Below are 17,436 nucleotides of genomic sequence, written 5' to 3'. Positions count from 1 at the left end.
ATATCGATTAGTTTTATAAAAAAGTTGGTAAGTACTAGACCTTGCCAGCTTTTTTTATTGTTTACTAATTTAACATCACTTGATAAACGTCAAAAAGCGGATATTGCAATTTGTGATAACTTTTTGGGATTCTAAATGACCAAAACTGCGATTTTTGCGATTTATCTTATGCTATTTTGAGTTATAAACTTCAAAAATTGCCATTTTGGCAATTTAAGGTGTAGAATATTGAATAATAAATGCGAAAAGCACAATTTTTGACGATTTATAACGCATGTAACAAAAGCTATTTGTTTGATTTCTATGAAAGGAGTGATTTAATAATGAGTAAATACCAGCCATTAAGGATATATTCTTATAATCACCCCGAAGAATCTACTGATATCGAGTTGGATAGAAGAATTAATGGTTATGGAACAGTTAAGTTTCCTTTAGTCGTTAATCCAATTAATAAGAGAGAGGGCTTCAGACTTCCTGAGCGGTATAACCTTTTTATGGTGCCTGTTAAAGATATCGTTGATTTGATAAGAAATGTAGTGGAAAAGTCACAAAAAATAAAAGAGCTAATCTCCAAGTTACCAGGCGTTGCGTATGAACAGTTTTTTAATCAAATGCTGGTTAAGGAAATTAAGGGAACAAATGATATTGAAAATGTTTCTTCCACTACTGAAGAAATAAACAATGCAATAAATAATCAGACAAAGCAAAAGAAAAATATTCGCCTAACTTCTTTTGTTAATATGTATACTTCAATCAGAGAAGGTAAAGTAAATAAAATCGAAAGTTTATCAGATATTAGAAAACTTTATGACTTCTTCCTTGAGGGCGAGATTCCTCAAAATAAGTTACCAGATGGCAAGCTATTTAGAGATGGTTTTGTACGAATTGGTAACAGTGTCAAAACAGTACATTTTCCCAAGCAGCATGAAAGTGAAATTAATGAGCAACTTGAAAGGTGGATAGGCTTTATCAATGATGATGAGTATATATCTGTTATTAAGGCGTGCGTAGCTCATTATTATTTTGAATATGTTCATCCGTTTTATGATGGCAATGGCAGACTGGGCAGGTATATTTTTTGCAGCTATATCGGTAAAAAACTTGATCCGTATACTGCAGTGAGCCTTTCACATCAGATAAATTTAAAGAAGGTTCCATATTATGACGGTTTTGCTGAAGTTGAAGATAAAAAGAATCATGGAGAAATAACTTTCTTCGTAAAGGACATGTTAAATTATCTAAGTGATGGTCAAGACGAAGTCATTGACCAATTGCAAAAGGCACGGTATCGCTTAGACTATGTCAAAAAAGAGCTTGAAAAGCGTAAATATTCAATCGTTAAATTTAATGAACTATATATTTATTCGCAGGCATATTTATTTAATGATTTTGAAGGTAGTATAGAAGATCGGGAATTATTTGAGCTCTTTAAGCAAGATCATATATCACGAAGGAAATTTAAAGAAGGGCTCGATGAACTACAAAATGAAGGTTTAATTGAAACAGTTAAAGCAAAACCACTAAAGAGGAGAATAACGGCGAAATTTTTAGAACAAATAGGTCTAGATGCTTAGAATTAAAAGTTAAATAAAATGTATAAAAAGAGCCCCAAGGATTAGTTAACTTTTGGGCTCTTTTTTGCTGTAATGAAAGCTTGGAACTTCAACTACATTGTTATTCGCCTAATACTTTACCTTCTTTATCCAATAAGCTTACACGCTTATCATTTTTGTCCTTGAGCTTCCAAAAACTTTCACTGTGGAAGCTTAGGGGACTATTATCCGGCTCGATTTTCCAGCCACCTTCTTCTTCGAAAGAATCAGTGCGATATTCGCGTTCAAATTTCTTGAGGTAAAGGCCTTGCTGAGTAATCAATTGATCAACTATTTTTAGTGCTTCACCAGAGAGATTTCCAAAATAGACATCGCAGCCATCCTTAATTTGCATTAAGGAATACTTACCATCATTTTTAAAAAGAATGGTTAGTCCTGACCAGTTTTCCATAATCACTTCTTGGATGAGTTCTGCTAAACTATCTAGTTCCAACTCTTTCAGGTCGTCATCAATCAGGTCAGGATAAACTGGATCTTCACAGTCATTATCCAAATAGACAACTGACTCATAGTAATAAAGAATAGTGAAAGCAGTAAAAATAATACCTTTAGCAAAATCTTTTTTATAGTGCTTTTCTAAATAATCAGCTAATTCCGCGAAGTCCGCATTCTGAAAAGTAATGGGAACAAAGTCAATGTAATAACTATCTTTGTTTTCGCTGAGTATCTTATTAATTATTTCGTAGTCTTTTTCAACTGACATCGGTAAGTTCTCCTTGATTTAATCAATATTTTTAACTTTTTTGAAAAATAAGCCTTGGTGAGTTACTAGCTGTTCAATCATCTTTTGTGCTTCCCCAGAAAGACCAAAAAAATGTGTACTGTATTCATCTTCGATACTCATTAAAGAAATGTGGTCTTTGTCTTCGGTTTGAAAGAAAATATACAAACCCATGCGGTTTTTAATTACTTTGTCTCTAATTTCTTTAGCAATGCTCTCCAAATCAGTATGGCGCAAGTCTTTATTAGTATATTTTTCTAAATAGTCATTGCCAGGTAAGAAGACTGCTGAATCATAATAACAAAGAATGGTAAAAGCAATAAAAATAATCTTTTTGGCAAAATCTGGTTTGTAATTAATTGCCAAATAATCAGCTAGTTCAGCAAAATCCTCATTCATAAAAGTGATAGGAACAAAATCAACATAGTAATGACCTTGATTTGTTTCAGATGAACAATAAGCATCAAATAGTGTAGTAGCTCGTTGTTCATCGATTATTAGTTTGCTTTCCATAAATTATTTCTCCATATATAAAACTAACATTACAGTTATTATATTTTAAAAAGCTAGAAAATGACAGTTCAATAATAGATATGCGTTTGCTTTTGATTTTTAACTTTTTCATTCTAAAGTTTATAATGTACTTATTGTATAAACTTGTTCTCAGTAATAGAAAAGAAAGTTAAGTTCATGAAAGATAACCAGCAAAGTAAAAAAGATTTCTACGATATTTTTAAGTATACAGTCGTTTTATTCATCGCCTTTGTCGTAATCAATTTTTTGTTAACCAAGTTTGTAATAGTTAAATGCTCTGTATCAGGCATTTCAATGCAACCAACTTTTGAAAATCAAGAGCGCGTCATTGCTTATCGCCATAGTGAACTAAAGCGTAACGAAGTCATCATTCTAAAAGCACCTGATGAACCAAAAGCGTTTTATATCAAACGAATCATTGGCTTACCAGGTGATACAGTTACTGCAAAGAACAATAAGATTTATGTTAATGGCAAAAAGATTGACCAGAGTTATTTAGAACCGGGCTTTAAACTGATAGACCATGAGGATGGCTTCAATGGTACACATTACTCTGACACTGGAAACTTTTCAATTCGCTCGTTAGCAACTAAAAAAGACTATAAGAAAATTTATACGGCAGCGCAGTTGAACTTGATGAGAAAAACTAATAAGGTTCCGAAAGATTCATACTTTGTATTGGGCGATCACCGGAGTGTATCAAAGGATAGTCGTTACATTGGAGCAATTCCTAGAAGTAAAATTGAAGGTGTAGTCAAAGTTCGATACTGGCCACTTAACCGGCTTAGTTTGTATTAGTGACAACACGTTGGACACAATTTCATCGACATAAAAAAGCATCTGAAGATTTTCTTCAGATGCTTCTTTGTTTCTTATTCAGTTTCCTGATCTTTTAAATTAGAGTAGTCCTTTGGTGCAACACGCTTAATGTGCAATTTTGTCTCAGGACGGCCCAGAATTAATGGGACTTGCTCAACCACCGTATCGGTGTATTCTAAGCCAAACCAAGATGCTGGATTGGAAGACAAGTTTTGTAACCAGATACGAGCTTTTAGCATTAGTTTTTCAAAGCCCTTAAGTTTGGTAAGTGGACTGAAGACTTCATTAACGATAACGAATGAGAAGTCTCCAACTTGGCGGCCAGGAGTAGTAGTGTAATCCTGCGGTTGTGCCTCAATTGTTCCATCCTTGATTAAGTCCTGAACGATTTGCCGTAAGTAAACATTCACGCTGGTTTGCTTTTTAAAACCTAAGAAAAGCTGAACATTGATGACATTTTTGGTGCCGTAAGTATTAACCGCATAGCGCGCTGTGTACGGCTCATTAGTAATGTTAACTGATACGAACCAGTAAGCAGCAGCTCTTTTTGGTCGTTTATCCAAAATAGAGTACATGATTTCGCGTTTAATAAACTTGTTATACTTCACTTTAGCCATATAAACTAAGTTAGTTGCATATACTGGATAATCATCATCATGACTTAAGTCAGTCAACATATCAGTGTATTCGTCCAAGCGGACATAAGTTTTTGCCCCTTCGTGTTTATCACGTACCTTGTTACCGAAGTACCAAATGAACATAATTACACCGATGAAACCGGCAATTAAGACAGTTACGTAGCCACCGTGCATAAACTTGGTTAAACTTGAAATCAAGAACATGCCTTCGATAAAACCAAAGACAAGCAAGAAGCAAAGACGCAAAATAAGTGGGTGATGCTTAGAAGCCAAGTACTCGAATAAGAGTAGGGTGGTCATTAACATGGTAACCGTAATTGACAGACCGTAGGCTGCTTCCATGTGTTCCGAAGTACGGAAGAATAGAACAACGGCAATGGTTGCGACACAGATCATCTTGTTAACAGATGGAATATAAATCTGACCGTGCTCGGTTGTTGGGTAGTTAATTTTCATCCGTGGTAAAAACTTCAAACCACTGGCTTCAGATACAAGTGTAAATGAACCAGTAATCAAGGCTTGTGAAGCGATAATTGCGGCAATGGTTGCCAAAATGATGGCAAATAAACGTAAGTTAGCTGGTACAGCTTCGAAGAATGGGTTTAATTCGCCACCGTTAGTTTGGTAATTAGGGTTTTGTAAAATCCAAACACCTTGACCAAGATAGTTTAAAGCTAGGCAAACAAATACGTAAGGCCAAGAGCCTAGGATATTGCCACGGCCAACGTGACCAACATCTGAATATAGTGCTTCGGCACCGGTAGTTGCTAGGAAGATTGATCCTAGAATGAAGATACCGGCTTTGTTTGCAGGGCTGAATAAAATTTTGATTGCCCATACGGGATTAAGTGCTTCGATAATTGACCAGTCATGAGCCATATTGCTAATACCGATTACACCTAAAAAAGTGAACCAGACCAACATTATTGGTCCAAACGCTTTACCGATACTACTTGTTCCCAACATTTGAATTGAAAACAGTATCAGCAAAATGATAATGGTAATCACAATGACGGAGTTCTGATTAGGAACAGGAACACTACTGCCAAAATGCATATTTTTCAGACCTTCAATTGAAGTCGTAACGGTAACTGCAGGTGTCAGCGTTCCGTCTGCAAGCAGTGCAGCCCCACCAATTAAGGCAGGCATAACCAACCATTTGGCTCGCTTACGAACGAGTGCATATAAGGCAAAAATACCACCTTCACCACGGTTGGTCGCATTAAGCGCAATTATAACGTATTTAACAGTCGTTAATAATGTAACTGTCCAAAAAATCAGTGAGATTGAACCTAAAATCAATTCGCGGTTAACGTTGGCGATGCCGCCGTTACCATTAACAATCGACTTCATAACATAGAGCGGACTAGTTCCGATATCACCGTACACAATCCCAATTGTGATTAACAAACCGGCCGCGGAAATCCGCTTCTTCTTGTGATCCATAGTAATCTGATACTCCCATTAGACTATTTCAAGATTTTATTTAATTAAGTAAAAAAGAATGTCAACCGACATTCCCATTTAAGTACCTATTTTGTTCTTTTTTTCGTAATAGTACAAGTAAATTATGATAAAGAAGTAGAAATATTATTACGACGGTCTTCGTACCAGTTGTCCCAATCGCTGTATGAAGTCATTTCTTCAGGCTTAATACTATCTTGCTTAACAATTTCGTCTACTATATTTTGGAAGTTGTTAGCGTGGTATTGCAAAGCGTGCTTAACCAATTCATTACGTGAAAATTTGATGTTGTCCATTACATAGTGGTTAATATCAACCATGTTTGAATCAGGATCATAAGTGTTCATGATTTCCAAGTCGCGCTGGTTGAATTTAGCAATGTAGAAGTCAGTGAAAACTCTTAAATAATCAGGTTGTTCAGCAAACTCTTCTTCAGGCATTGTTGTCCATTCAGCCTCAGGCATGACAACCTTTAATTCTTCATTTTCTTGTTCTTGTTCATTATCTTGCTCTTTGATATTTGTTTCTTTTTCAGTCAAAGCAGACACCCCTTTAGTAAAAATAGGAAACGTGAAAGACAATAGTCATTTTACAGAGTTTAAGCGGTAAAAGCAACTATACAGTAGCTACTTGAGAAAAACCTAGTAGCCCATTTCTTCAGTTAGTCAAATTATAGCATTATTGTTGCACATGATTAAATGGCTAAAAATGTCCAAGTTAAAAGCGTCTTAGCTAAAATACTTAGACGCTTTTAAAACTTTTCTTCATTATAAAGTATCAATTATGGTTTTAGATAGCTTTGTACATCATTCTTAGTAATTTGATCAGGATTTGCACGTCCAGATTTACGGTAAAGATCGATTAAATCTTGAGGACTCCATGCCATACCTTCGTAACCAAGTTTAGTTACACGTTTACGCAGTTGAGCAATTTGGTCATTTGTAACGGTTTGACCGTGAACTTTGTGGTCGCCCATTGAGCCTTCACCAGTTTTACCTGCATTACCAGTGTCACCGCCATTAGAATTTGCACTGTTAGAACTACTATTAGAAGAAGATTCAGCTTCATTCTTATTATCTTTAGCAGCCTGCTTGTTCTTATCAAGGCCAGCGCTAGCTTGTTTCTTATATTTAGCGTAGTACTTGCCATCAATATAAGGTAGGTCTAGCACTTTTTGGTATTGGTCAGCAGCTTGATCGTACTGCTTGTCATCTTCGTTTTGCTTAGCAGCTGCAAAAATCGGCTTAATTTCGTGTTCATAATTATCTTGAACATCCTTGATGGTTTTAGTCAGCTTTTTACCGTGACTAACTAAAACGGAATAACCGTTGCTCTGCTTAATGACATCATTAGTCTTGGCAAGGGCGTCATCGTATTCACCATCTTTAGTTGCTTTAATTGCAGCCGTCATGTTGTCAGCTTGTTCTTTATAAGCTTGTGCTTGATCGGTTTTCTTAATCGAAAGGGCCTTGTCAAATGCGTCACTTGCTCTAGTGTAATTTTTGTCTTTAACGGCTTCTTTACCAGATTGAATGGCACTGTTATAAGAAGCATCTACTTGGTTGCTATTTGATTTTTGTGTTGCGTAAAAGACGCCACCACCGAGGGCAATAATGACAACGGCTGCGATCGTCCAAATCGTGGATTTTTTCATAATAGGAATTTATCCTCCTTACTAATTCTTACATTAATTATAGAGGGTTAATGTTGGTTTGACTACAGATACACGTTTTTTGCCAATAATATAAAAAATTCTCAAGAAATTTGTTACACTTTGCCGTCTCATTTCGTTAGTAATAGTGTAAGACATCTAGCGCGCTACTTCTTACATTGTTAGTTTCAATAATTCAATCAAAAGGATGGTAAAAAATATGAGTTTAGATTTATTAGAGCAAACAATCCAGTACACTTTCTACAATCAACAAGATGGCAAAGATAATATTAAGTCGCGTGTCTTTAAAAATGTGAAAAAGGGTGCGTCTGCGGCTGGTTTGGCTAAGGTGGGGGATGCACTTGCAAGTCTGCAAGGAGCTGACTTGACTGCCGCAACCTTAATTCAAAAGCAGGCAATTCCGCTAATTGACACCGTTAACTAAAAAAGATTTTTGCTAGCTAATTAAATATAGGAAAGAAAAGGAGCGAGATTAATTTGGTAACTAAATCAAAAACTTTACAATTAGTATTTTTAAATGGTGATGATAAAAAGGTCACATTGGCCTTACCGGATGCCGCTGATCACTTGACTTCAGTAGAAGTTAAAACGGCAATGAAGACAATTGCAGATGCAGATGCATTTGCAAAAGATGGAGTTGATGTCTATAAGATTCCACAATCTGCTTCATATGTTGAACGTGTGGTTACAAATTTGTTCGATGATTCTGCAGGTAGCTCAAAAAGGGCTGCAATTGTTCAGGCTCACAACTAGTTTGATTAGGAAACTCAAAAATTTTACTAATCGAAGATAATTATTTATTAAAAAGTCATACCTTGTTTAATTAGGCATGACTTTTTACTTTATTTCCTGTTAATTTGTTAATGTTTTGTAAAATTAATGTTGCATAAAATAATTTAAGAACACTGGCTGATTTTTAAAAGTGTAAAAATAATTGCTACATAAGCTTTTACGAATTAATTTAAAAAATTATTTTTGCAATAATCTGTAAGCGTTTATTACAAAAGTGTGTAAAATATCCGCTCACCTTGCAATTTTAGCTAAAGGTAGGTACAATATGAAATGTGGTAAGTAATAGCTATGCTTCAGGCACGTAAGTCTGTACGCATGCGCGTTCTTCAGCCTGAAAGCTACCTCATAAGAGTTATAAACTTATGGATTCGGCTTGAAGGATGTTGTAACAATGTAGGCTCTAAACGACTGAACCTATAGCCTATTACTATTTTGTATATACACAAGGAGGAAAGACCACATGAAGAAAAATTTAAGAATTGCTAGTGCTGCTGCAGCTGCTTTATTAGCTGTTGCACCAGTTGCTGCTTCTACTGTATCAACTGTTTTAGCTGATACTAATGTTACTGTTGTAGGCGGTACTACTAATGATGGTACCAAGGCTGCATCATTTAAGCTTAATGTTACTAATGCATTATCTTTAGCAAATGGTGATCCTGCATCTAAGTTGACTGTTACACTTGCTAACCCAACTTTACCTGCTGGAGCTTCAATTTCAACCTCATCAGCTAAGGTATACACACCAACACAATTAACTGGAATTGCTGCTAATGGTACCCCAAGTTTTGCTACAGGTGAAGAAGCTAAAAATGTTGGTAATCTTGCAATTAACACAGATTACGTTGCCTTTGTATACGTAACTATTACTGGTTTGAAGGCTGAAACTGAATACTCATTTAACGATGGTGCATTCAAGATGACTTCTGACAAGTCAGGTGTTATTTCAAATGTTCCTGTAATCAGTTCTTCATTCAGACTTGCTGATTCTACATTAACTGGTGCACCTTACGTTAAGGACATCACTACTGGTAAAGCTGTACAATCTGGTTCAGTTGATCTTGATTCTACAAAGTACAGTGTTGAAGCTGTTGCTCAAGCAATCGTAAACAAGTTTGGTGTAGGTGTTACTACACAAGCTGGTACTACTCCTGCAACTGGTCACTGGACTAACGTTAAAGCAGATGTTCGTGCTGCATTGAAGACTGCTGGTATCACTACTAAGAGCGATGCAAAAGAAAGCTTTGACAAACCAGCTGCTTCATTCCCAGTAACTCTTAACTACTACGCAACAAACGGTAAAACTGGTACAATTGTTATAACTGTAAACCCATCTTCAGATGAAGGTGATGCTACATACCCAGAAATTACTTTTGCTGGTGTTAAGTACAAGGGTACTAAGACCATTGACTCACTTCCAGATACTGCTAAGTTTAACTATGTACCAGTTGATGGTGTTGTAGACAAGGATGCTATTGTAGCTGCATTTGCTACTACTGTTAGTGCTACTGACTTAACTAAGTTAACTCCAAGTGTTGACGTTTCAGCTGTTAACACTAAGGTTGCTGGTAAATACCCAGTAGTTGTTAGTGCAACTAATGCTGATGGCAAGACTACTAAGGTTACCTTCATGTTAACTGTTGGTGCTAAAGGTGCTTCTTACAAGACTGTTCAATCAGATGGTGATGTACCAGTTTACGAAATCGTTGGTAACAACGTAACTGATACTAAGACTGTTGTTAAGAAGGGCGATCAAATTGCTGTCTTTGGTGAATCAATCAAGATTGGTGACAAGACTTACGCACGTATTAACAGCGCTGATTCTAACAAGTACATCGAAAGTAAATATGTTGATGGTACTTTCAAGCCAGCTGACAAGGTTGCTAAGAAGGTTATGCACAACGCATTCATCTACGACAAGGATCACAAGCGTGTTGGTACTAAGACTTTAGCTGCTTACTCAAACGTTGATGTTTACGGTGCAGCTACTAAGCTTGCTGACGGTAGCTTGGTTTACCAAATCGGTGACAACCAATACGTAATGGCTGACAACATCGATGGTACTGTTCGTACTTTAACTCACAACGCTTACGTATACAAGACAAGTACTAAACGTGCTGACCGTCGTGTATTACGCAAGGGTGCTAAGGTTACTACTTACGGTGCTCCTTACACATTCAAGAATGGTAAGGCTTACTACCGTATCGGTGGCCCAGCTAAGCAATACGTTAAAGTTGCTAACTTTTAATTAATTAGTTAAATTAATTACAGAAACGGAAACGACACTAGTCGCTTCCGTTTTTTGTTTCCTCTTCTATGAAACCGATAACAATTTGTGTATAATTGTATAGGTAAAATCAAATAGAGAGGACTGAATGAATGTTAGCAAAGAAGCAGCAGACCTTAAATCTACCGCGAGAAAAGGAACACCGTGTGTGGTCCAAGGATATTTTGCGACAAAAAGTTGGAGTAGATCAGACAATTGATATGTATCTTACAAAAGATGCAAATTATCAAATTAATCGGGATACGATTGCGATATATGAATTCCAGAAGGAACCACTATTGGGTAAATATAAGAGTGTAATTTTTGATTGTCAGAAAGGGATAGTCTTATGTCAAAATAGTACTCGCTCATTATTTACAGCTTTTGGACAAAAATGTCTTTTAGCTGGCTTGGAATTTCAACGTGATTTTGCTAGTAAATTAAACCTGACTAGTCGTAACATTATTGCTACAGGGAGACTGGCATATTTTTCATTACGCAGTTATAACTCAGGTAGTATTGATTGGGTATCATTACATCAGATGATTGGTTTTCGAGCCATTAATATTTCTTCTGTTGTATTTAAAACAGTGCCCTATGGAGAAATAAGCTACATTTTTGCTTATTATGATTGTAGCCGTTATGTGGTTGACCAGATTTCCAATAGTCTGGTTTATAATCACATCCTTTGCGAACTACTAATTGCTCATTTCGAGCAGTCACTAGGCTGGCAAGTGCAGCGACCCAAGGGTGAATCCTTAATAGATCAGCCGGAGTACTTTCATCCTCATGATCCATACAATGACCTGGCAATTAAGCCATTACTGCTTGAATTACAGGATAAAAGACAGCAACGATATGGTCGCTGTCTAGCTGACTATTTGGAATTGCCGTTGTTAACTGAATTTCATCGGGCAGTTAGGAAGGCTACTCAACGCCGTGATACCCTATTTTGATAAAGAAGCGAATTAACTTTGGGTTAATTCGCTTTTTGTTTACACTTTTTTGGCACGGTTTATTGAGTTTATTAATCCTCAAGTAGCGCAGGGTTATGTTTTACCCTTGAATTAAGAATGCGCTTAACTTAATTGTTACCGCTTACGATACTTGTTTTTACGCAGTATTAATAACTTGCTAAGCTACTATATGCACAAGCGCTTGTGACACTAAAGACGAAAAGGAAGATGTCACAAATGGAAATAAGTCGACAAGCTTTTTTACAAGCATGGGAGAACCAAAAACTAGTCAGAGGTGCATTGAAGTACGCACATGTGAGACAGGACTATACTAATTATGAGGACTTTTTGCAGGAAGGGATTATTACTTATGCGCATATGCTCACGCAGAATCAAACCCTTCCGCGTGAAGAAGTCGATCGAAGCAGTTTTCGCAAGATAATCTGGCGCACAACTGATTTGTTACGCAAGGAGCAACATCTGTGTGAACGTGAGAGTGAACTGACAAACTTGCAAATAGTTGAAGATAAGCATAATTGGGATAATTACTTAGCATTAGAAGCAGAGCTACCATACTTGTCTGACATAGAACAGAAGCTATTTTTAGAGCATTTGATTGGGCGTGAGCCGGTTCAACAGCTTAGTAGGCAAATAGGTGTCAGTAGAGGACAACTACAACGTATTAAGAGTCAATTACTAAATCGATTACAGGAAGTTTTAGAAAGATAACTTTTTCTTGTAATAAAAGTCGAGCTATATTACTTTTTGACTACAATTAAATGCTATCTATTGTTTCTTGTGAAATTGCTCGATACAATAAAGATGTCGATTAAGGAGGCAAACACACACTTATGAAAAAGAAACTAATCACTGGTTTTTCAGCTGCGTTACTCGCTGCGTCTGCTGTAATTCCAGTTACCAACAACTTAATTGCCGCTTCGCCAGCTCGAGCTGATCAAGTCTCAGCTGCTACAGCAACAGAAACAACTTTTTTAAACACTGCTACTAGACAAGCACAGAAGGTCGCTAAGAAATATGGTCTATATCCTTCAGTAATGATTGCACAAGCAATTGTTGAGTCGAATTGGGGTCAATCTGGGCTTGCAGTTAATGCTAACAACTTATTCGGTATGAAAGCCGATGATAGTTGGCCAGGTGCTACTTATTCCGCTAAAACGCGTGAAGAAGATAAGAACGGCAAGAGCTACTATGTCACTGCTAAATTTAGAAAATACAATACTTACCAAGAATCCTTCGATGATAACGGTAAGAAGTTGCGTCTAGGTGTTTCTTGGCAACCTGACCGTTACCAAGGCGCTTGGCTCGAAAATGCGTCCTCATACACAGATGCTACCAAGGCTTTGACTGGAACGTATGCAACAGCCAATAACTACAACACGATTTTGAATAGTCGTATTACTGCTTACAATCTTACGCAATACGATCCGACAATTTCCAACGCGTCTAAGTCCTATGTGGTGAAAAAAGCTGGTGCTACCTATGCTTGGCCAACTGACCACTCAGTTTCTGCTAAAACAAGTTCAGTTAATAAGGGCGATGCGGTAACTGTAACCAAGACAATCACTTTTTATAACGGCAAAAAACGGATGTACATCTCAGGTAAAGGCTGGGTTAATGATACATTGTTAGATGCTGGTAGTGCACTGCCTCCTGCTTCTCAAGCACCTAAAGGTGATGAGAAGGTTAATAAGACCTTGATGCACACTTCTTACGTTTATGATGCAGAAGGCAAACGTGTTAAGGGCATGAAAGCAATTAAGGCTGGCGATGAAGGCAAGGTCATCGCAACTTATGGCACTAAAAAGATTAATGGCAAGAAGTATTACCGAATCGGTGAAGATCAATACATTGCCTGTGGTAACATTGACGGTACTTTTAGAACATTAAAGAAGAACTCTTATGTTTATAACGATTATGGCAATCGCGATAATATGAAGGTTTTGAAGAAGGGGCAATCAATTGCTACTTATGGCGCTGCAATAACAATTTATGGACACAAATACTACCGGATTGGTGTTCATCAGTATGTAAAGAAGGCCAATTTTTAAAGTAAAAACCAATTAACAAAAAAGAAATGAGGAACTAACGTTTAGAATGAAGATAAAGAAACTAATAACTACTGTTGCTATCGGAGTAGGTTTAGTTGCACCTGTTTTTAAAGTCAGTCAGACTCAAACAGTTGAGGCGGCATCGATTAATGCGGTTGCTAAGCAAAATAGCTATGTTGGGGAAACTTACTTGTATAAAATGTTACAAACAGCCAACATCAAGTACAATAAGTTTTATGCCAATGGCAACATTATCAAGTACAGAAAAGGTAAGCCAGAAGGAATTGTAATTCACGAAACGGCAACACCAAATGCTTCTGCTTATAATGAGGCTATCTACTTTAACCGTGAATGGATGAATATGTATTCCTACGTTCATGCCTTTGTTGACAGTAAACAGGTAATTCAAATGATGACACCAAATTATGGTGTCTGGGGTGCTGGTGCAATTGCCAACAGCCGCTACATCCAAATTGAACTTTGCCAGGAAAACACTAGAGATAAGTTTGCAAAGAGTGTTAACAATGATGCAATCTATGCAGCTAAATTGTTGCACCGTTATGGCATCGTACCAACTAATGCTTCAAACACTGGTCAAGGAACAATTTGGTCACACCACGCAGTTTCTCGTTTTCTAGGCGGAACCAATCACACAGATCCAGATGGCTACTTTGCTAAATGGGGCTACTCAATGGATGAGTTCTTCTCCTTGCTTAAGTCTTACTACAATCTTCAAGCTGGTGAAACAGACGCCTCTACCGGTCAAGACGGCGTATCTGACAGTAACAGTACTGCTACTGATCCAGATCCTGTCTCACAAGCGCCAACAGGTAAGAAGAAGTTGATGCATGATGCTTACGTTTATGACGCAAATGGACAACGTACTAACGCACCACTAAAGACTGCTGGTATCGAAGTAAACGTAACTGCTACAAAAATGATCAATGGTAAGAAGTACTTGCAAATTGGTGAAAATGAATATGTTGTTGCAAGTAACATCATTGGTACCTCAAGAGTTCTAACACATAACGCATATATTTACGATACTACTGGCCTACGTGCTGACAATACTAAACTATTGCGTGGCACTAGTGTTCATACTTACGGTGGTAGAATTAATATTGATGGTCAAATCTACTACGCAATTAGTGAAAATCGCTTCGTTAAAGCAGCAAATTTCTAATACGCTAGTTAGTTGATTTTTAAAGACTACCAAAAGAGCTAATCGCAAATTTCTATTGCGATTAGCTCTTTTTTACTTTGTACTTAATTTTTTGACAAACCTTTTTTGTTTTTTCAGACATTGATAACCCAGTTTTTCATAAAATTTGTGTGCAGCTACTCGTTCCTCTCCTGAACTCAATCTTATTTCATTGATATCGAGTTCTTGTGCAAGCTCTTCTAATCTGCTCATTAGCTTAGTACCAATACCTTTTCCTTGCGTTGAACCAGCAACAGCTAATGCTAAAACGTCCAATAACGGCTCGAAGTAGGTTTCTTCAAAAATTTCAGCATGAAGATAGCCTTCTACTTGACGGCTTACGTCATCTTCATAAACTAATAGATAATGATGGTTTGCATCCTTTAAAATACGTTGCAAGTTTTTAGTTGTTTGCTCAAGTGAGCAATCGTAACCTAATTGTGTCCGATTAATTTCCTGAATTGCTGAACTGTCAGTTACTTGTGCATTCCTAATCATTAAAACTACCTCCTAACGAAGCTTATTGTTACGATTATTTTAGCACATATGCTGGTTGATTAAGCTTTGTCTTCAATTTTTTAAGTAATTAAATAGATTGCAAACTATTGCTAAAACTGAGTTGTTGTCCGTTTTGCTTGTTACTATTTTCGTGTATAATTTTCACAGTATTTAAGGAGGCTTTTCATGGCACAGCTATCTTTATTCTTGGTTGTTTTGTTTGCCTTAATCGTACCAATTATGATGGCGCGACTTAAAGTAACGGCAATCCCAACTGCGGTGGCAGAAATCATTATTGGCATCATTTTGGGTGCTAGTGGCTTTAACTTTGTTCAGCCAACGCATGACTTAAACTTTTTATCCAGTTTGGGTGTGATTTTGTTACTATTCCTGTCAGGGATGGAAATTGATTTTGAACTATTGAAGCCTAGCAAGAAAAAGTCAGACAAGCAAGTCGATCCTTTGAAAACGGCAAGCAGTGCCTTTATTGGCGCTACTGTTTTCTCGGTGTGCCTGGCGCTTGTCTTAAAGATGTTAGGGTTATTCAGTGATGTAATGCTCGCAACCATCATCTTTATGACCGTAGCTTTGGGAGTCGTAATTGCAACACTGAAAGAAAAGGATATCTTGGGACGACCAGTTGGGCAGACTATTTTGTTAACAGCTGTTTTGGGTGAAGTTATTCCACTGATTCTTTTAACGGTTTACGCCGCAATTAATGGTGGTAATACCAGGCAATTATGGCTAATTATTTTATTGTTTGGTGCGGCAATTTTGTTATTGTGGCGCTTTAAGCAACCATATTTGTGGTTTGCCAAGGTAACTAAGTCGACAACGCAATTAGATGTGCGCCTTGCCTTTTTCTTGATTTTTGCCTTAGTTACAGTTGCTGAAAAAGTTGGCGTGGAAAATATTCTGGGAGCCTTTTTGGCGGGAATTGTGATGAAGCTGCTTGAACCTAGTCATGAAACGGCAGACAAATTGACGTCGATTGGTTATGGCTTTTTCATCCCGATTTTCTTTATCATGACAGGTGTAAAGCTTAATTTAAGGTCACTGTTTGCTCATCCTAATTCATTGATTTTACTACCAGTTCTTGTTGTATTTTTGCTCTTGGCTAAACTACCGGTAGCTCTAATTTTTATGAAAAAGTTTGGCTCACGCAATGGTCTTGCTGGTGGCTTTTTGACGGCAACCACAATTACAATAGTTCTGCCAGCGCTAGAAGTTGCACGTAAGCTAAATGTCATTTCTCGACTTCAATCGGATGTCTTTATCTTGGCAGCTGTTATTGTCTGCATTCTTTGTCCGATTTTATTCAATGCTCTTTTTAAACTGCAACCTGAAGACCGCATAAAAGAAGAAGTTGTCATTATGGGGACTAATGCGCTAACTGTACCGATTATGCATGACTTGCACGACAATTGGTATTCCGTGAAAATGTATACGACAAGCAGTGAACACTACGATATCTATAAGAGTCGTGTGCCCAACTTAACTTTGTTACCACATCTGGAAGAAACCGATCTTAATCAAGCTGGTGCATTCAGTGGCAATATTTTTGTTGCTGCTTTACGCTCGGATGAAACTAATCTACGTTTAGGCGAGCAGGCAAAAGCTAAAGGCAAGTTTAAGCGAATCATTATTTGCCAAAAACGGGCAGATATTGCTAAAGTAAATGAACTACGTCAGAACGGAATGGAAGTTTATGATTTAAGTAACGTGACTTCATCATTATTACGTGCACTGATTGAATCACCAGGGGTATATAGTGTACTAACAGATACCAAGAATGCTGTCTATTCAGTTGTTGTTCGCAATATGAAGTATTCAGGACGTGAATTAATGGACTGGGACTTAGCCAAAGATATTACTGTTAGCCGTATTCGTCGTGGGCAAAAGTGGCTGGTTCCACACGGCCATACTGTGATTGAAGCTGGTGATGAATTAATCTTTTCTGCTAAATATGAAGCAGCAGATCGGGTACGTCGAATTGTTGGTAAAAAATAGTTTGAAGAGCTAATCAAATTGATTAGCTCTTTTTATGTGGACTCACATTTTATTGCTTGTTAGATACAAAAAAGACTAAAATTTTGTAATTGCTTTTTTGCTAAAAAGCTAAAAGTTTGCTTAGTTTTGCTTTTCACATATTTATAAATGGTAATTTATAATATATTATTTTATAAATATATGATA

General features: G+C 37.0%; 16 protein-coding genes. 10 read left to right on the top strand and 6 right to left on the bottom strand.

Annotated features, from left to right (window positions below; genetic code table 11):
- Nucleotides 1-323: 323 nt before the first annotated feature.
- On the top strand, nucleotides 324-1,574 hold the full coding sequence (locus tag H3T48_RS01420) for a Fic family protein (RefSeq protein ID WP_198187952.1): 1,251 nt from the start codon (nucleotides 324-326) through the stop codon (nucleotides 1,572-1,574).
- Nucleotides 1,575-1,674: 100 nt separating this feature from the next.
- Here H3T48_RS01420 and H3T48_RS01415 read toward each other — a convergent pair whose 3' ends face one another.
- Entirely contained in the window at nucleotides 1,675-2,316 is a 642-nt protein-coding gene (locus H3T48_RS01415; RefSeq protein WP_198187950.1) for a hypothetical protein, read from the bottom strand.
- Nucleotides 2,317-2,334: 18 nt separating this feature from the next.
- Entirely contained in the window at nucleotides 2,335-2,847 is a 513-nt protein-coding gene (locus H3T48_RS01410; protein ID WP_232349833.1) for a hypothetical protein, read from the bottom strand.
- 177 nt (nucleotides 2,848-3,024) lie between these two features.
- On the opposite strand from H3T48_RS01410, the gene lepB reads away from it, so the two are divergent.
- Nucleotides 3,025-3,666: a signal peptidase I gene (gene lepB / locus H3T48_RS01405; RefSeq protein WP_074425916.1), complete on the top strand. Its 642-nt coding sequence runs from the start codon at nucleotides 3,025-3,027 to the stop codon at nucleotides 3,664-3,666.
- A gap of 74 nt (nucleotides 3,667-3,740) precedes the next feature.
- Here lepB and H3T48_RS01400 read toward each other — a convergent pair whose 3' ends face one another.
- The 3 genes from H3T48_RS01400 to H3T48_RS01390 form a co-directional block, all read right to left on the bottom strand.
- On the bottom strand, nucleotides 3,741-5,771 hold the full coding sequence (locus H3T48_RS01400) for a KUP/HAK/KT family potassium transporter (protein ID WP_198187948.1): 2,031 nt from the start codon (nucleotides 5,769-5,771) through the stop codon (nucleotides 3,741-3,743).
- A gap of 122 nt (nucleotides 5,772-5,893) precedes the next feature.
- A complete protein-coding gene (locus H3T48_RS01395) occupies nucleotides 5,894-6,328 on the bottom strand; it encodes a hypothetical protein (protein WP_198187946.1) in 435 nt (144 codons plus the stop codon).
- A gap of 242 nt (nucleotides 6,329-6,570) precedes the next feature.
- The gene (locus H3T48_RS01390) at nucleotides 6,571-7,443 is read right to left on the bottom strand and encodes a hypothetical protein (protein WP_198187944.1); all 873 of its coding nucleotides are present in this window, start codon (nucleotides 7,441-7,443) and stop codon (nucleotides 6,571-6,573) included.
- Nucleotides 7,444-7,660: 217 nt separating this feature from the next.
- Between H3T48_RS01390 and H3T48_RS01385 the strand changes: the two genes are divergently transcribed.
- The 7 genes from H3T48_RS01385 (at nucleotide 7,661) to H3T48_RS01355 (ending at nucleotide 14,724) form a co-directional block, all read left to right on the top strand.
- Complete coding sequence (locus tag H3T48_RS01385; protein WP_074425912.1) at nucleotides 7,661-7,885, top strand: DUF1659 domain-containing protein; 225 nt, start codon at nucleotides 7,661-7,663, stop codon at nucleotides 7,883-7,885.
- 53 nt (nucleotides 7,886-7,938) lie between these two features.
- The gene (locus H3T48_RS01380; protein WP_198187942.1) at nucleotides 7,939-8,214 is read left to right on the top strand and encodes a DUF2922 domain-containing protein; all 276 of its coding nucleotides are present in this window, start codon (nucleotides 7,939-7,941) and stop codon (nucleotides 8,212-8,214) included.
- 499 nt (nucleotides 8,215-8,713) lie between these two features.
- Nucleotides 8,714-10,498, top strand: a complete 1,785-nt coding sequence (locus tag H3T48_RS01375) for an SLAP domain-containing protein (protein WP_198187940.1) — start codon at nucleotides 8,714-8,716, stop codon at nucleotides 10,496-10,498.
- Between the two features lie 131 nt (nucleotides 10,499-10,629).
- Nucleotides 10,630-11,472: a hypothetical protein gene (locus tag H3T48_RS01370; RefSeq protein WP_198187933.1), complete on the top strand. Its 843-nt coding sequence runs from the start codon at nucleotides 10,630-10,632 to the stop codon at nucleotides 11,470-11,472.
- Between the two features lie 237 nt (nucleotides 11,473-11,709).
- Nucleotides 11,710-12,201 (top strand): sigma-70 family RNA polymerase sigma factor, encoded by a 492-nt coding sequence (locus H3T48_RS01365; protein WP_198187931.1) that lies wholly within the window; start codon nucleotides 11,710-11,712, stop codon nucleotides 12,199-12,201.
- A 122-nt stretch (nucleotides 12,202-12,323) separates the two neighbouring features.
- A complete protein-coding gene (locus tag H3T48_RS01360; RefSeq protein WP_198187930.1) occupies nucleotides 12,324-13,541 on the top strand; it encodes a glucosaminidase domain-containing protein in 1,218 nt (405 codons plus the stop codon).
- Between the two features lie 46 nt (nucleotides 13,542-13,587).
- Nucleotides 13,588-14,724, top strand: coding sequence for an SLAP domain-containing protein (locus H3T48_RS01355; protein WP_198187928.1), 1,137 nt, complete (start codon nucleotides 13,588-13,590; stop codon nucleotides 14,722-14,724).
- 72 nt (nucleotides 14,725-14,796) lie between these two features.
- Here H3T48_RS01355 and H3T48_RS01350 read toward each other — a convergent pair whose 3' ends face one another.
- Nucleotides 14,797-15,240, bottom strand: a complete 444-nt coding sequence (locus H3T48_RS01350) for a GNAT family N-acetyltransferase (RefSeq protein ID WP_198187926.1) — start codon at nucleotides 15,238-15,240, stop codon at nucleotides 14,797-14,799.
- A gap of 186 nt (nucleotides 15,241-15,426) precedes the next feature.
- Here H3T48_RS01350 and H3T48_RS01345 point away from each other — a divergent pair, with 186 nt between their 5' ends.
- The gene (locus H3T48_RS01345; protein ID WP_198187925.1) at nucleotides 15,427-17,250 is read left to right on the top strand and encodes a cation:proton antiporter family protein; all 1,824 of its coding nucleotides are present in this window, start codon (nucleotides 15,427-15,429) and stop codon (nucleotides 17,248-17,250) included.
- Nucleotides 17,251-17,436 lie beyond the last annotated feature (186 nt).

Source organism: Lactobacillus sp. M0403, from assembly GCF_016101265.1.
GTDB classification, from domain to species: Bacteria; Bacillota; Bacilli; order Lactobacillales; family Lactobacillaceae; genus Lactobacillus; species Lactobacillus apis.
Note: the sequence above shows the minus strand (reverse complement) of the source record. Positions and strands in the feature narration are given on the sequence as shown.

Coding starts and splice junctions, on each gene's coding strand:
- H3T48_RS01350 (WP_198187926.1), bottom strand. CDS start 15,240: ATGATTAGGAATGCACAAGTAACTGACAGTTCAGCAATTCAGGAAATT.
- H3T48_RS01415 (WP_198187950.1), bottom strand. CDS start 2,316: ATGTCAGTTGAAAAAGACTACGAAATAATTAATAAGATACTCAGCGAA.
- H3T48_RS01345 (WP_198187925.1), top strand. CDS start 15,427: ATGGCACAGCTATCTTTATTCTTGGTTGTTTTGTTTGCCTTAATCGTA.
- lepB (WP_074425916.1), top strand. CDS start 3,025: ATGAAAGATAACCAGCAAAGTAAAAAAGATTTCTACGATATTTTTAAG.
- H3T48_RS01355 (WP_198187928.1), top strand. CDS start 13,588: ATGAAGATAAAGAAACTAATAACTACTGTTGCTATCGGAGTAGGTTTA.
- H3T48_RS01375 (WP_198187940.1), top strand. CDS start 8,714: ATGAAGAAAAATTTAAGAATTGCTAGTGCTGCTGCAGCTGCTTTATTA.
- H3T48_RS01400 (WP_198187948.1), bottom strand. CDS start 5,771: ATGGATCACAAGAAGAAGCGGATTTCCGCGGCCGGTTTGTTAATCACA.
- H3T48_RS01360 (WP_198187930.1), top strand. CDS start 12,324: ATGAAAAAGAAACTAATCACTGGTTTTTCAGCTGCGTTACTCGCTGCG.
- H3T48_RS01385 (WP_074425912.1), top strand. CDS start 7,661: ATGAGTTTAGATTTATTAGAGCAAACAATCCAGTACACTTTCTACAAT.
- H3T48_RS01370 (WP_198187933.1), top strand. CDS start 10,630: ATGTTAGCAAAGAAGCAGCAGACCTTAAATCTACCGCGAGAAAAGGAA.
- H3T48_RS01420 (WP_198187952.1), top strand. CDS start 324: ATGAGTAAATACCAGCCATTAAGGATATATTCTTATAATCACCCCGAA.
- H3T48_RS01365 (WP_198187931.1), top strand. CDS start 11,710: ATGGAAATAAGTCGACAAGCTTTTTTACAAGCATGGGAGAACCAAAAA.
- H3T48_RS01410 (WP_232349833.1), bottom strand. CDS start 2,847: ATGGAAAGCAAACTAATAATCGATGAACAACGAGCTACTACACTATTT.
- H3T48_RS01390 (WP_198187944.1), bottom strand. CDS start 7,443: ATGAAAAAATCCACGATTTGGACGATCGCAGCCGTTGTCATTATTGCC.